At 47.3% G+C, this 13,854-nt stretch carries 10 protein-coding genes and 1 pseudogene; 3 read left to right on the top strand and 8 right to left on the bottom strand.

The window, feature by feature from the left end:
• Nucleotides 1–60: 60 nt before the first annotated feature.
• Nucleotides 61–2,949: an aminomethyl-transferring glycine dehydrogenase gene (gene gcvP / locus ACP7H9_RS04930; protein WP_439222296.1), complete on the top strand. Its 2,889-nt coding sequence runs from the start codon at nt 61–63 to the stop codon at nt 2,947–2,949.
• Between the two features lie 84 nt (nt 2,950–3,033).
• Here gcvP and ACP7H9_RS04925 read toward each other — a convergent pair whose 3' ends face one another.
• The 5 genes and pseudogenes from ACP7H9_RS04925 to ACP7H9_RS04905 form a co-directional block, all read right to left on the bottom strand.
• Nucleotides 3,034–6,765 (bottom strand): type I restriction endonuclease subunit R, encoded by a 3,732-nt coding sequence (locus ACP7H9_RS04925; protein WP_439222295.1) that lies wholly within the window; start codon nt 6,763–6,765, stop codon nt 3,034–3,036.
• On the bottom strand, nt 6,762–7,802 hold the full coding sequence (locus tag ACP7H9_RS04920) for a virulence RhuM family protein (protein WP_439222294.1): 1,041 nt from the start codon (nt 7,800–7,802) through the stop codon (nt 6,762–6,764). Before ACP7H9_RS04920 ends, ACP7H9_RS04925 begins: the two co-directional genes overlap by 4 nt.
• A gap of 262 nt (nt 7,803–8,064) precedes the next feature.
• Nucleotides 8,065–9,327 (bottom strand): restriction endonuclease subunit S, encoded by a 1,263-nt coding sequence (locus tag ACP7H9_RS04915; protein ID WP_439222293.1) that lies wholly within the window; start codon nt 9,325–9,327, stop codon nt 8,065–8,067.
• Between the two features lies 1 nt (nt 9,328).
• Nucleotides 9,329–10,873, bottom strand: a complete 1,545-nt coding sequence (locus tag ACP7H9_RS04910) for a type I restriction-modification system subunit M (RefSeq protein WP_439222292.1) — start codon at nt 10,871–10,873, stop codon at nt 9,329–9,331.
• A 91-nt stretch (nt 10,874–10,964) separates the two neighbouring features.
• A pseudogene (locus tag ACP7H9_RS04905) lies at nt 10,965–11,102 on the bottom strand (HigA family addiction module antitoxin); the annotation flags it as partial.
• Between the two features lie 195 nt (nt 11,103–11,297).
• On the opposite strand from ACP7H9_RS04905, the gene ACP7H9_RS04900 reads away from it, so the two are divergent.
• Nucleotides 11,298–11,618, top strand: a complete 321-nt coding sequence (locus tag ACP7H9_RS04900) for a helix-turn-helix domain-containing protein (protein ID WP_439222291.1) — start codon at nt 11,298–11,300, stop codon at nt 11,616–11,618.
• Nucleotides 11,615–12,940 carry a type II toxin-antitoxin system HipA family toxin gene (locus tag ACP7H9_RS04895; protein ID WP_439222290.1) on the top strand — a complete coding sequence of 442 codons (1,326 nt, stop codon included), beginning with the start codon at nt 11,615–11,617 and terminating at the stop codon, nt 12,938–12,940. The genes ACP7H9_RS04900 and ACP7H9_RS04895 overlap by 4 nt, the downstream gene beginning before the upstream one ends.
• Before the next feature lie 7 nt (nt 12,941–12,947).
• Here ACP7H9_RS04895 and ACP7H9_RS04890 read toward each other — a convergent pair whose 3' ends face one another.
• The 3 genes from ACP7H9_RS04890 to ACP7H9_RS04880 are packed head-to-tail and all read right to left on the bottom strand — an operon-like array spanning nt 12,948 to nt 13,806.
• On the bottom strand, nt 12,948–13,343 hold the full coding sequence (locus ACP7H9_RS04890; protein ID WP_439222289.1) for a TM2 domain-containing protein: 396 nt from the start codon (nt 13,341–13,343) through the stop codon (nt 12,948–12,950).
• A gap of 14 nt (nt 13,344–13,357) precedes the next feature.
• Nucleotides 13,358–13,582 carry a membrane protein insertion efficiency factor YidD gene (yidD, locus tag ACP7H9_RS04885; protein WP_439222288.1) on the bottom strand — a complete coding sequence of 75 codons (225 nt, stop codon included), beginning with the start codon at nt 13,580–13,582 and terminating at the stop codon, nt 13,358–13,360.
• An 8-nt stretch (nt 13,583–13,590) separates the two neighbouring features.
• Entirely contained in the window at nt 13,591–13,806 is a 216-nt protein-coding gene (locus ACP7H9_RS04880; RefSeq protein WP_011235308.1) for a DUF4177 domain-containing protein, read from the bottom strand.
• Nucleotides 13,807–13,854 lie beyond the last annotated feature (48 nt).

Below are 13,854 nucleotides of genomic sequence, written 5' to 3'. Positions count from 1 at the left end.
TGTTTTTTGTATCCGATAAGTTTTCGATAAATTTCCGATAAATGTACGAGGCTGAGTTAAATGAGCAGTACTACCCTGACGCAATTAGAGCACCACGATGAATTCATTAGCCGCCATATTGGCCCAAGCGCTGATGAGCAAAAAGCCATGCTGGCTGAGCTGGGTGTAGATTCTTTAGAAGCATTAACCAAAGACACTGTACCTGGTGCGATTCTGCGTGAACCGTTCCTGCAGACAGGGGAGCCGCAAACTGAACGCGAAGCTCTGGCTCGTCTTAAAACTATCGCGAAAAAGAACCAGATTTGTACCTCGTACATTGGTATGGGCTACTACGACACCGTTGTGCCGAACGTTATTTTGCGTAACGTACTGGAAAACCCGGGTTGGTATACAGCTTACACGCCGTATCAGCCGGAAATTGCTCAGGGCCGTTTAGAAGCACTGCTTAACTTCCAGCAAATGACCATGGACTTAACCGGCCTGGATTTAGCCAGCGCCTCATTGCTGGACGAAGCCACTGCCGCCGCCGAAGCAATGGCTATGGCGAAGCGTGTCTCTAAAAATAAAAAATCCAACGCGTTTTTCATTGCCGACAACGTTTACACGCAAACTATCGACGTGGTGAAAACCCGTGCTGAATACTTTGGTTTTGACATTATTGTCGGGCCGGCGCGTGAAGCTTCTGATCATGACGTGTTTGGTGCGTTGTTGCAGTATCCGGACAAACAAGGCCAGTTGCACAACATTGAACAATTAATTGGTGAGTTGCAGGAGAAAAAGGCCATTGTTGCCGTTGCTTCTGACTTAATGAGCCTGTTAATGGTGAAGTCACCGGGCGAAATGGGTGCCGACATGGTGTTCGGTAACGCGCAGCGTTTTGGTGTACCAATGGGCTATGGCGGTCCTCACGCCGCTTTCTTTGCTACCCGCGACAAATTTAAGCGCTCTTTGCCTGGCCGTATTATTGGTGTTTCTAAAGACTCGCGTGGACGCCCGGCATTGCGTATGGCTATGCAGACCCGTGAGCAACACATACGCCGCGAGAAAGCGAACTCGAACATTTGTACCGCACAGGTTCTGCTGGCGAACATGGCGTCGTTTTACGCTGTGTACCATGGCCCGGACGGCTTGCGTCGTATTGCCAACCGCATTCACCGTTTAACCGACATTGTTGCCTTAGGCATGCAGGACAAAGGCGTGAAGCTGGTGAACAGCCACTGGTTTGACACTTTAACCTTTGAAATGAAAGAAAACGCTGCCGACGTATTGGCGCGCAGCAAAGCGCTGGGTCTTAATCTACGCGTTGACGGCGAAGGCGTATTTGGTATCAGCCTGGACGAAGCCAAAACGCGTGACGATGTTGAAAACTTATTTGCCGCGCTGTTTGGCGACAACCACGGTTTAGACATTGACGTATTAGACAGCCGTGTTGCCGGTGGCGACGTGGAATCTATTCCTGCTGACTTAGTGCGTACGTCTCAGTATTTACAGCATCCGGTATTTAACGAGTATCACTCAGAAACCGAAATGCTGCGCTACATTAAAAAGCTGGAAAACAAAGACTTAGCCCTGAACCATTCAATGATTTCTCTGGGCTCGTGCACCATGAAACTGAACGCCACCGCCGAGATGATTCCGGTGACCTGGCCTGAGTTTGGTCAGTTGCACCCGTTCTGCCCGGCAGAGCAGGCGCAGGGTTATTACGAGCTGGTTGAAACCTTGTCTGAATGGTTAATTGACGTAACCGGTTATGACGACATGTCGATGCAGCCGAACTCCGGTGCGCAGGGCGAATACGCCGGTCTGTTAGCTATTCAGAAGTACCATGAAAGCCGCGGCGACGGGCACCGCAACATTTGCCTTATTCCAAGTTCTGCCCACGGCACCAACCCAGCTTCAGCTCAGATGATGAACATGAAAGTGGTGGTGGTTGACTGTGACAAGCACGGCAACGTGGATATGGACGACTTAAAAGCCAAAGCAGAAGAAGCGGGCGAGAACCTGTCGTGCATTATGGTCACTTACCCGTCTACCCACGGTGTTTACGAAGAAGGCATTAAAGACATTTGTGACCTGGTTCACAACTATGGTGGTCAGGTTTACATGGACGGCGCCAACATGAACGCGCAGGTTGGCGTAACCTCACCAGGTTATATTGGCTCTGACGTATCGCACCTGAACCTGCACAAAACCTTCTGTATTCCGCACGGTGGCGGTGGCCCGGGTATGGGTCCTATTGGCGTGAAGCAGCACCTGGCTGAATTCCTGCCAAACCACTCCATTGTGAATATTGACGGGCCTAAAGCAGGCAATGGCGCGGTATCTGCTGCGCAGTTTGGTAGTGCCAGCATTCTGACCATTTCGTGGATGTACATTGCCATGATGGGCGGACGCGGCTTACGTGAAGCCTCAGAAACCGCTATTTTGAACGCCAACTACCTGGCTGAGAAGCTCAGTAAGCACTTCAAAATTCTGTATCGTGGCCGCAACAACCGTGTTGCGCACGAGTGCATTATCGACTTGCGCCCAATGAAAGACGCCGCCGGCATTGCTGAAATTGATGTAGCTAAGCGCCTGCAAGACTACGGCTTCCACTCGCCAACTATGAGCTTCCCGGTAGCGGGTACCATTATGGTTGAGCCGACCGAGTCTGAGTCTAAAGCCGAGCTGGACCGCTTTATTGAAGCCTTGGTTAGCATTAAAGCCGAAGCCGAGAAAGTAGCCGCCGGTGACTGGCCAAAAGACAACAACCCGCTGGTAAATGCACCGCATACACTGGCTGACATTACCGATGCAGAATGGGACCGCCCATACGATCGCAAAACGGCAACCTACCCGGTTGAAGCCGTTGGTTACGACAAGTTCTGGCCAACCGTTAACCGTATTGATGACGTATTTGGCGACCGTAACCTGATGTGCTCATGCCCGAGCATTGAAGAGTATCGGTAGCGTGCGCCCTGGCGCACGTGCTCTTTAGCGCTAAAACGGTAAAATCAACTCAGTCATAAGCCCTCTGGTTAGAGGGCTTTTTGGCTAATGCTGTTTATTTCCCCACTTTTCCTTTAGCTTGGGGTTGATCCTGAAATCAACGACGTTTGGTGAGGACGTAATTCTGTCTTGTTTACCGCTCTCTTCTTTAAGTACCTCTCTCTTAGCTTTTAACTTTTCAGACAAATACTTTGGTAACGAAAAGAACACTCCGCCCAACGCCATTTTGCCTAAATCGTAAAGGCCGTTATCTATTAATGGTTTGTAACTTTCATCCCCAATTATTTCGACAAAATATGCTACAAACTCGTGGTAAATGCTGCCCTCGCTAGCTTCCTTTAAAGCCCAAACTATTCCACTTTCACTTCCACCAGACAAAGGCAGATCAAGTTCTTTGGTTATTTGCTCAAGCTCGATTAAGGCTACTAACGTTGCATCTAAAATCTCTGAGGAGACAATACCCATTGCCTGTAGTTCAGAGGAATAGCCAGTCGAAACTAACGAAGCGGGAATACTTTCATAGGGGAGTTCCGTTTTTAAAGTAATGCTTGCTAGTTCAGTTCCACCTTCAAACGCAGTGAATTGCTCGGCTCGATAGAGTTTGGTTTTACCGAATACTAATGGAGTGGGCATTAAGCCGTTAGAATCGTCATTTTCATAAGAAAAATTAGGCTGGTTAAAAACTGACCCACCAACCCCTTTAAACTTCTCAACAAACGCCGAAATTTTCTGGAATACGGTCTGTTTCTTGGTTCGGTATTCTGGATTCAACGGGCTTAGTTTCGGCAATGTTGAGTTTAGTTCGGTGCCGTTTTCGCTAGCGTATTCGCGGCGTAAGGAAGCGGCGATGTAGCGTTTGGCGGCGTCTTCGTTGAGGTTCTCTGAGCGAATAAGTTCTTCGGCTTCGCGCAGTTGCTCAGCTTGGGCGAATTTATAGAAGTCGTCGATAATCTCTGATTTTTCCGGTATTTCATCGAGCTCGGTTTGGTTAATAAATTTAACCACCAGGCTTTCTTTGGCTCGGTTGCCAAGGCTGGCGCGAATTAGGCGGCGAACTTCTTCTATTAAGTCGTCTTTGCTTTTGTTTTTCTTATTCTGCTCAAATATCAGCTCAAGAATATAGTCGAGGTTTATTTCCTGCGACTTCAGCAAGTCGACTTCAAACTCAATGTCGTCCCAGTCGATGGTTGACTGGGCTTGGTTTTCGGCTGATCTTTCACGGCGGATCCAGTCGCGAATATCGTTATAGGTCGAACGATAATCCTGTACCTTGCGCTCAGCCGGCATTCGAATGGTTTGCAACGTGGCAATATCGTCGTCGCTTAAATGATGCTCAACCTTGAAGGCTTCGACGGCATCATCGTCGCTGGTATCAATTTTCTGCAGAGCTTTTAAGCTGGCAAATTCATCGTAGTTTTGCAGAATGTTTTCAACACGCAAATACTCGCCAAATAACTTGGCGAAGTCTTTCTTGTCCTTCTCTCGTTCAATGTCATCCGGGTCCGGGAACCGTTGCTCAAGCTCGGACACCACTTCCATAAAACCACGTCGTGCTTGGCCGGTAACCAGGTCGGTAAAGCCTTCCATGTATTCTTTGTAGCTCTTTTCGAGCACCACATTCTTAGTATTTTTGTCACCAAACAAGGTGATGGCATCAACCGTCGACTTTTCCAGGTCGCGGAAGGTGACAATATTGCCGAAAGTCTTGGTGGCATCGTAAATGCGGTTGGTGCGCGAATAGGCTTGAATAAGTCCGTGGTAACGCAGGTTCTTATCCACAAACAGAGTATTCAATGTCGGCGCATCGAAACCGGTGAGGAACATTCCCACCACAATCAGCAAATCAATTTCCTGGCTTTTAACGCGCTTGGCTAAGTCGCGGTAGTAGTTCTGGAAGCCTTTACTGTCGACGCCATGGTTCACCTTAAACATGGAGTTGTAATCAGCAATAGCGGCGCTTAAAAACTCTTTACCGCTGCTGTTCATGGCAGACACCTCGAAGCTCTCGTCCGGTATTTCGCCAATAGCGTCTTGCTCTTCATTGGCCGCAAACGAGAAAATAGTTGCCACACGTAATGGCCGCTCTGCATCTTGTTGCAGCTGCTGAAACGCCTCGTAATAGGCTTTTGCAGCATCAACACTGCTTACCGCGAACATCGCGTTAAAACCTCGGCCACCAGCTCCCATGCGATGCGTTTTTTGGCGGAAATGCTTCAGTATGTACTGCGTTATCTCACGTATACGCTCTGGGTGCAGTAATGCTTGTTTGTTTTCCGCAGCGCTCAGTTTTTTCTCGTCCTGCTCGGTTTCAATTTCACGGAACTGCGGGCGTACGTCGTTGTAGTCCACTTTGAACTTCAGGACTTTTTCGTCGCGAATGGCGTCGGTTATCACATACGAGTGAAGTTCACGACCAAACACACTGGCCGTGGTTTCAGCACCTAATGCGTTCTGTGGGAATATCGGCGTTCCGGTAAAACCAAACTGATAATAGTGCTTAAACTTCTTCTGTAAGTTTTTCTGCGCTTCACCAAATTGGCTACGGTGGCATTCGTCAAAAATAAACACCACCTGCTGACGATAAACCGGCAAATCGCGCTCGGTTTTCATCAAGTTATTAAGCTTCTGAATCGTAGTGACGATGATCTTGTTATCATCCAACGCTAAATTACGTTTCAAGCCTGCGGTGCTGTCCGAGCCGTTTACGCTATCGGGCGAGAAGCGCTGATATTCCTTCATGGTCTGGTAATCAAGGTCTTTACGATCGACCACAAAGAACACTTTGTCGACAAAGTCGAGCTCGGTCGCCAAGCGCGCAGCTTTAAAGCTGGTTAATGTTTTCCCGGACCCGGTGGTGTGCCAGATATAGCCACCCGCGTCGGTCGAGCTCCATTGCTTTGCCTGAAAAGCACTCTTTATCTTCCACAAAATGCGTTCGGTAGCGGCAATTTGATAAGGACGCATAACCAATAGGGTATCGCTGACATCAAACACCGAGAAATGCAGCAGTACTTTGAGCAACGTTTCTTTTTGAAAAAAGGTCGCAGTAAAGTCTTTGAGATCTTTAATTAAACCGTTGTCGGACTTCGCCCAGTTCATGGTGAAATCGAAGGTATTTTTGTTGCGCTTAACAGTGTTGGCGAAATAGCGCGTGTCGGTACCGTTTGAAATGACAAACAGCTGCAAATACTTAAATAGCGAGCTATCGGCGTTAAAGCTTTCTTTGCTGTAGCGGTGCGCTTGGTTAAAGGCTTCACGAATGGCCACACCGCGTTTTTTCAGCTCAACTTGAACCAGCGGCAGGCCGTTCACCAAAATGGTCACGTCGTAACGATTGGCGTGCGAACCAGTCTGCTCAAACTGCTTGATTACCTGCACCTTGTTACGTGCGATGTTGTTTTTATCAACCAGGTAGATGTTTTGAATGCGACCATCATCAAAGACAAAGTCCTCAATGTAATCGTCATGAATTTTGCGGGTTTTATCGGTGATGCTGTCGCTTGGTCTGTCGAGATACGTCTCAACAAAGCGCGCCCACTCGCCGTCTGAAAACTCAACGTTGTTCAAGACCTGCAACTGCACGCGCACATTGGCAAGCATAGCAGTAGGGTTGTTAAGGCCCGGCACGTACTCATAGCCCTGATTCACTAAGTCCTGAATCAGCTCATGTTCTAAATCACTCTCGCTTTGGTAACTTTCAGCAACTTCATCGTGCTTAGTGTACTTATCCAAAACGATAAAGTTCTTCGACTCGGCTATGGTCTTGTACGTGGTCATCCCTTTGTATCCTTTTTCTGCAACAGCTTCTGCATTTCGCGGTCAAAATCGGACTCTATTTTCTGCTGCTTGTTAAACTGATCGTATTCCTGGTAAGCCCTTCGCTGAGCAATTTCGCGTGACACGCTGCCGTAGCCTTCCAATACCTGATACTCGTTAAATGCTAAGAATTTATCAACGCTGGTTGCAAAGGCTTCCATAGTAAAAGTGTTACGCCTTTCAATAATGCCCTCAATGTAATCAAAAAACGATGACACGGTGCGTTCTAGTTGTTTAATTTCGGTTTCTGACAAGTAGTTCTTTGCTATCACAGTATCCGATTTAAGCACGCGACCTTTGGGGGCGTTCTTATAGGTTGTCATACCCATGAGTGGTTTACTGGCATCCGCTTTCAGGCTAATAATTTCAGCCGAGGTATGTCCGGTAATGGCATAGTGAAACTTATCTTGCACATGGGCGTAGAACTGACGTGTGGTTTCTGATCTCGGGTCATAATCAATGCTACATTCAGCAAAAATATCGGTGATTTGCTGATAAATACGGCGCTCGCTCGCGCGAATAGACCGAACGCGCTCGAGCAGCTCTTTAAAGTAGTCTTTGCCAAAATATTGGCCGTTTTTCAGGCGCTCATCATCCATGGCGAAGCCCTTGATGATGTACTCTTTAATCAGCTGAGTGGCCCAAATACGAAACTGCGTGGCTTGTGCCGAATTCACTCGATAACCGACGGATATCACGGCGTCGAGGTTGTAGTATTTAACCTTTTTAGTTTGCGTTTTCCCAGGAATGGCGCCGTGTTCAGTGGTTGTTTCCAAAATGGAAATAACCACTTCTGGCTTTAGCTCGCCACTTTCAAAAATATTCTTCAAATGCTTGGAAATTGCGGGAACGCCAACCCCAAACAGTTCCGCCATACGTTCTTGAGTGAGCCAAATGGTTTCATCGCTCAGCAGCACCTCAACTTTAATATCGCCATTGGGTGCGGTGTACAGCAGAAATTCAGAAGCTTGGTCTTTGACGCTAAGCTTGTTAGTCATGGGCTACCTCCGATGGAACATTCGCAGTCCGTGCAAACTTTGCACATACTGAATCTCGCCCTAACTTGCCGTCTGTAAATTGGTAAATCTCAATACTGTTTGTCATCGGAAACTCCTTTTCCTCGTTTTGGTTAAACTCTGAACTACCGAGAAATCCTCGGTAGTTGCCATTAAAAACTCGTATGCGCCCGACATTGGGCGATTACCTATCGCTCGGGACAAAACACCTAAATAGACGATACCCCCAAGCATTTTCCACATATCAAGCCGCCTGCTCATCTGGCTTCGGAAAACTCAACAGCAAATCACGATAGTACTCGTAATGCTTTTGACGCAGCTCAATTTCGCGCGGGAGGCCCTCGGTGATGGAACTAGTAAGGGTGTCGAATTTGTCCAAAATGGTTGCGATCTCTTTCTGTTCTGTAATGCTAGGCACGGGCACTAATAAGGTTTTAATGATATCCGCGTTTAGGTTACTAACTGAGCCACTATTGATCTTCGACGCCCAATAATTACTAACCATATCCGACGATAAAAAGTGATAAAGAAAACTTGAATCTAAGATTTCATCAAAGTCACTAATAGCGGCCCAACCATCATGGATTGCTCCGCGAATTGCTAAAATGTATGGGCGACCAAAACTCATCGAGTTAGAGATTACAAAATCGCCTGGATTTAGAACTCGCGATTTTTTTGAGCCTTCAACTGTAACTCTCTGAGCTGTACTGGTTATAAATTTAGTTCCAGGCTTCGTATCCCCAATCTTGATCCATGGGATGCCACTTTCATCTTCTGTAATATATTTAGATATGGGTCTAGGAGATGCGCCCCGTCTTACTCTGGCGATATCACCCAATGACATCCACTCCACTTCGCCGCCTTCAAAGCTGAGCAGTTTATCGCGGTAGTAGTTGTATTGTTTTTTACGTGCGGTAAGCTCGACGGTAAGGGAGGCGGTAAGCTCGGCGGTAAGGGAGGTAAATGCGTCCAGAATTCGGACGATTTCCGCTTGGATTTGCAACGACTTTTCTGGGTTTTCAGGGCATGGAATTGGGATATAGAATGCCTTAATCTTCGCATCAGAAATTGCTGGATATGCGGATCCGCTCTGATTATCTTCAAGGTATCTTTTAAATTCGCTCGTTGAAATCAGATGCAAGATCCATTTAGGTAACACCTTCTCTCTTCTTGCACGCAACACGCAATAGCCGGTACTGGCTACTTCTCCATGGTAATCATCTCCAATCAAACAATAGCGCATTTGCGTTGGCCGAGTAGTCGCAAAGATTACATCTTTCTTTTCGACAAGCTTCTGCGCCCGACTTGGAGCATTATTTGGTGACACCCATGAAGTTTCTATAATCTGCTTAGTTTCGATACTGACCGAAGTTAAATCGATATATTTATAATCACGTTTAACTTCACGCCACTTTATATTGCTAGTGCGCAGCGTCACTTTGCCAATAGGCACCCAGTCCACCTCTACCCCATCAAGTAACCGCTCAATAAAACTTAGCTCACTCATCTCAGGCATCCTCAATCTCCGCCACAATCGCATCAATATCCGCACGCAACCGGTCAATCTTGGCAACGGTGGTTTTCAGCTCGGCGTTGAGCTCAGTGATGTCTATAACTTCGCGATTGTCTTTGGCTTCGACATAGCTGCTGACTGATAGGTTGTAGTCATTCTCTGCGACTTGTTCATACGGCACTGACTTAGCGAAGTATTCAGCATCTTCTTTATTCTCGAACACCTTTATAATCTGCTCGATGTGCTCATCGGTCAGGTAGTTGTTGTTGGTTTCTTTCTTAAATAACTCGCTGGCGTCAATAAACTGTGTGGTAGTGTCTTGTTTATGTTTGGAAAGCACTAAAATATTCACGGCAATGGAGGTGCCGAAAAACAAGTTCGGTGCTAATGAAACTACGGTTTCAACGTAGTTGCTATCGACTAGGTACTTACGGATTTTCTGCTCGGCACCGCCGCGATAGAAAATTCCCGGGAAGCAAACAATGGCAGCCCGGCCTTTGCTCGACAGGTAATTGAGCGCGTGCAGTACAAAGGCAAAGTCTGCTTTTGATTTTGGTGCTAGCACGCCGGCAGGGGCAAAACGTTCGTCGTTAATCAGTGTTGGGTCTTCACTACCAATCCACTTCACCGAATAAGGTGGGTTAGAGACTATTGCGTCAAACGGTTTGTCATCAAGAAAGTGCGGCTCTGTGAGTGTGTTCCCCAACTGGATATTGAACTTGTCGTAGTTAATGTTGTGCAAAAACATGTTCATACGGGCGAGGTTGTAGGTGGTGTGGTTAATTTCCTGCCCGAAATAACCGTCTTGAATGCGGTGCGGGTCCATGTGCTTTCTGGCTTTCATTAGCAAAGAGCCTGACCCGACTGCTGGGTCGTAGACTTTGTTCACTTGTTCCTGACCGTTAATGGCAAGCAGGGCTATTAGTTTCGACACCTGTTGTGGGGTAAAGAACTCACCGCCCGACTTACCGGCATTGGCTGCATAGTTTGAAATAAGAAACTCGTAAGCATCGCCGAACAGGTCAATGTGGTTGTCTTCGAAGTTGCCGAAGTCTAAACCTGCTACACCCTTTAATACCGCAGCTAAGCGTTGGTTTTTATCTTTAACGGTGCTACCTAAGCGGTTGCTGGTGGTGTCAAAGTCAGCGAACAAGCCTTTAATGTCGTCTTCCGATGCATAGCCATTGGCTGAGTTTTCAATTTCACCAAAAATATTGGCCAGGTCGGTGTTCAGGCTCTCGTTTTTGTTTGCCGTTTTCGCAATGTTCTCGAACAACTGGCTGGGGTATATGAAGTACCCCTTGGTTTTAATGGCGTCGTCTTTAATGTCGTCGGTTATCACCGAGTCGTCGAGTGCTGCGTAAGTAATGCTTTCGTCACCGCCTTCAATGTAGTTAGCGAAGTTTTCGCTAATGAAGCGATAGAACAAAGTACCGAGTACATACTGCTTGAAATCCCAGCCGTCGACTGAGCCACGAACGTCGTTAGCAATTTGCCATATTTGGCGCTGAAGCGCGGCGCGCTGTTGGGTACTTGTCATGTTGAGTCCATTTCCCTGGTTTTATTGTGGAGCTTTTATGCTAAGTTCTCTAGAGTACTTGGTAGTGGACGTATTTTGAAGCCTCTTTGGATTATTGCGCGACGGTCAAATCAAGTTTCTGCACTTTGTCTAAGCTTAAATTTTTCTCAGCATGCCACAAATCGTATGCGTCCTGCATGGCGAGCCAACTTTCGGGGCTTCTGCCTAACGCTTTTGATAAACGTAGTGCCCTATACAGGATTTATATCACTTTGGCATTACTCTGAAGTATTGGATTAGACTTTCTCTAGCCCTTAAAAGTGTTTTTATAGTTAATTTATGACTTTGCAGTCCATATAAAGCCTTTTATATAAAAATAATTACATACCTTAAATAGCCTGCTACACTCTAATTATCAGTTTAAAGTCTATTTAAGGTTCTTTATATGAATTCTGAACGTGTCTCAGCAATCATTGGTCAGCGAGTCAGGCAGTATCGGTTGAATCAGGATTTAACTCAGGAGGACTTAGCTACTTTAGCTAATGTCTCACTGAATGCGGTTAAATCCGCTGAGGGTGGTAAAAGCACCTTACCGACGTATGTCGCTATTCTTCAGGCCTTGGGTCATATCGACAATTTACTGGCCGCATTCCCGGACGAGGGCGTTTCTCCTGTGCAACTACTCAAAAGTAGCACCAAACAGAAGAAACGGGCCAGCGGTAAAACGCGTGTGAAACCTGCTGACAGTGAGGAGCTGGACTGGTGATTAATACCATTGAAGTTCGCTACAAAGGTGAGCCTGTCGGTGCCTTAAGCTATAACAAAGGCGACACGGCTGCGCGGTTCGAGTACTTATCTGAATTTGTCGAAAAAAACATTCCGCTTGCGCCTTTAACCATGCCTGCCGAAAAGGGGCGCATTTACTCCTTTCCGGGGTTAAATTGGGATACGTTCAGAGGCCTGCCGGGCATGCTGGCAGACTCCTTACCCGACGACTTCGGTAATGCGGTGCTGAACCAATGGGTTGCGCAACAACCAGACCGCACCGAGCCTCTGAGCCCGCTTGAGCGGCTTCAGTATACCGGTGAGCGGGGCATGGGCGCTCTTGAGTATCACCCCGCGCGTAAGAATCAAACCAACGCCAAAAACAAAGACATTGAGCTTGAGAGCTTAATGAAGTTAGCTCAGGAAGTGATGGATGCACGAAAGGGCTTTCGTCAGCGCACGCACTTTGACGACGCGGCAGACAAAGAAATGATGCAGGCGTTACTGGCGGTTGGCACCAGCGCCGGTGGCGCAAGGCCAAAAGCGGTACTGGCATTTAATAAAGACTTCAGCCAGGTTCGTTCAGGGCAGGGGCTTGTGCCCGAAGGGTTCGAGCATTACCTGCTGAAGTTTGACGGAGTAAAAGAGCGCGACCCTTCTCAGCAAACCTTTGGCGACCCGCTAGGTTACGGTGCCATGGAGTATGTGTATTACTTAATGGCCACAAAAGCCGGCATTCATATGATGCCATGCCACCTGCTGGATGAAGGCAGCCGACGTCATTTTGTGACCAAGCGCTTTGACAGAATAGGCAATGAGAAAAAGCACATTCAAACGCTTACCGCTATTAAGCACGTGAATTACCACGACATTGGCGCGTTTTCTTATGAAGAGCTGTTTCAGGTTGCCCGCCAGCTAAGGTTGCCACGAGCGGACGCTATAGACTTATTTCGCCGTATGGTCTTTAACCACGTAGCAACGAACCACGATGATCACTCCAAGAACTTTGGTTTTATGCTGGAAGACAAGCAATGGCGGCTAAGCCCAGCTTACGACGTTGCCTTTAGCTATAAACCCGGAAACCCCTGGGTAGAGCAGCACTGGATGTCTTTAAATGGTAAGCGCAGCGGCCATACCCGCGCCGATTTTTACGCGCTGGCAGACGTTCAGTTACCAAAGGTAGAGCGCAAAGAAATCGATGCAATTATTGACGATGTGATTAACGCGGTGTCTCAGTGGCGGGAGTTAGCCACTGAACATGAGGTACCCAAAGCGCTTGCCGACTCAATAGAGGGTCATCTCAGGCTGAAAGACTTTGCCTGAGAGGCGTTTAGGTGTTCTCTGATTTCACTTTATGAATGAGCTCGCGCATAACATTGTTGTTGTAAGCATGGACAATTTGTTGTGACTTAAACAACTGTGGCAGCTCAATAATGACAATGCCGAGCAGAACGATAATTCCGACGATAGGAAAAAAGGGCAATAGAACCAGCCCGAGCAGCATGACGCAGAGGTTGATAACGCCGCGCTGCGTTTTACCCAGATAAAAATGGTGTAAGCCTGCCATGACAAACCAGTTTAAAACGGCGTAGGTGTCCGGGTCTTTTATCTGCTCACCTTCAAGGCGGAAATATTCTTTTCGCTGTTCAGGCGTTAGCTCGCGTATTTGCTTGCGCAGGGCTTCTTCTTCATCACGTAACTGTTCAGAAGACATTTCGTAAGACATAAGGGTTACCTTATTTAGGGAACTGGGTCATGTTTTTTATGCACGCAGTCAGGGTCATTACAACGCTTCATGCGTGCTACACCAAGCTTTATACCGCGCCAGCTACCGTATTGGCTAATGGCCTGATAAGTATAGTGCGAACAGGACGGCTCAAAATTGCATTCGGTATTAAAGAAGTGGCGCGAACCGCCACGACGCTGATACCAACGAATTGAAGCTAAAATGAGCCGCTTTACCATGGCGGGTTTTATCGACCCAGAGTTACAATGGCCGCTTCACGTGTCCAGAACAGCCAAAAGCGTTTTTGCTCAAGTACCTGAAACACCATTTGCCAGCCGTCGGCAGCTTCCTGGTTCAAAGTAGATTCAATTTTCTTTAACGGCAGACCACTTGAGCCCAGAAGCAAAGTGCCACAGCCACCTTCCGCTATATGAATGACTTTGTATTCCGTAAACTTAGACATGCTTTCTTCCTTGTTTTTGATTACTTCGGTTTAGTTGTAAGTAACTTA

It is taken from the genome of Idiomarina sp. ST20R2A10 (genome assembly GCF_051842345.1).
GTDB classification, from domain to species: Bacteria; Pseudomonadota; Gammaproteobacteria; order Enterobacterales; family Alteromonadaceae; genus Idiomarina; species Idiomarina loihiensis.
This window is presented reverse-complemented; position numbering and strand designations above follow the sequence as displayed.

Coding starts and splice junctions, on each gene's coding strand:
- gcvP (WP_439222296.1), top strand. CDS start 61: ATGAGCAGTACTACCCTGACGCAATTAGAGCACCACGATGAATTCATT.
- ACP7H9_RS04925 (WP_439222295.1), bottom strand. CDS start 6,765: ATGACCACGTACAAGACCATAGCCGAGTCGAAGAACTTTATCGTTTTG.
- ACP7H9_RS04920 (WP_439222294.1), bottom strand. CDS start 7,802: ATGACTAACAAGCTTAGCGTCAAAGACCAAGCTTCTGAATTTCTGCTG.
- ACP7H9_RS04915 (WP_439222293.1), bottom strand. CDS start 9,327: ATGAGTGAGCTAAGTTTTATTGAGCGGTTACTTGATGGGGTAGAGGTG.
- ACP7H9_RS04910 (WP_439222292.1), bottom strand. CDS start 10,873: ATGACAAGTACCCAACAGCGCGCCGCGCTTCAGCGCCAAATATGGCAA.
- ACP7H9_RS04900 (WP_439222291.1), top strand. CDS start 11,298: ATGAATTCTGAACGTGTCTCAGCAATCATTGGTCAGCGAGTCAGGCAG.
- ACP7H9_RS04890 (WP_439222289.1), bottom strand. CDS start 13,343: ATGTCTTACGAAATGTCTTCTGAACAGTTACGTGATGAAGAAGAAGCC.
- yidD (WP_439222288.1), bottom strand. CDS start 13,582: ATGGTAAAGCGGCTCATTTTAGCTTCAATTCGTTGGTATCAGCGTCGT.
- ACP7H9_RS04880 (WP_011235308.1), bottom strand. CDS start 13,806: ATGTCTAAGTTTACGGAATACAAAGTCATTCATATAGCGGAAGGTGGC.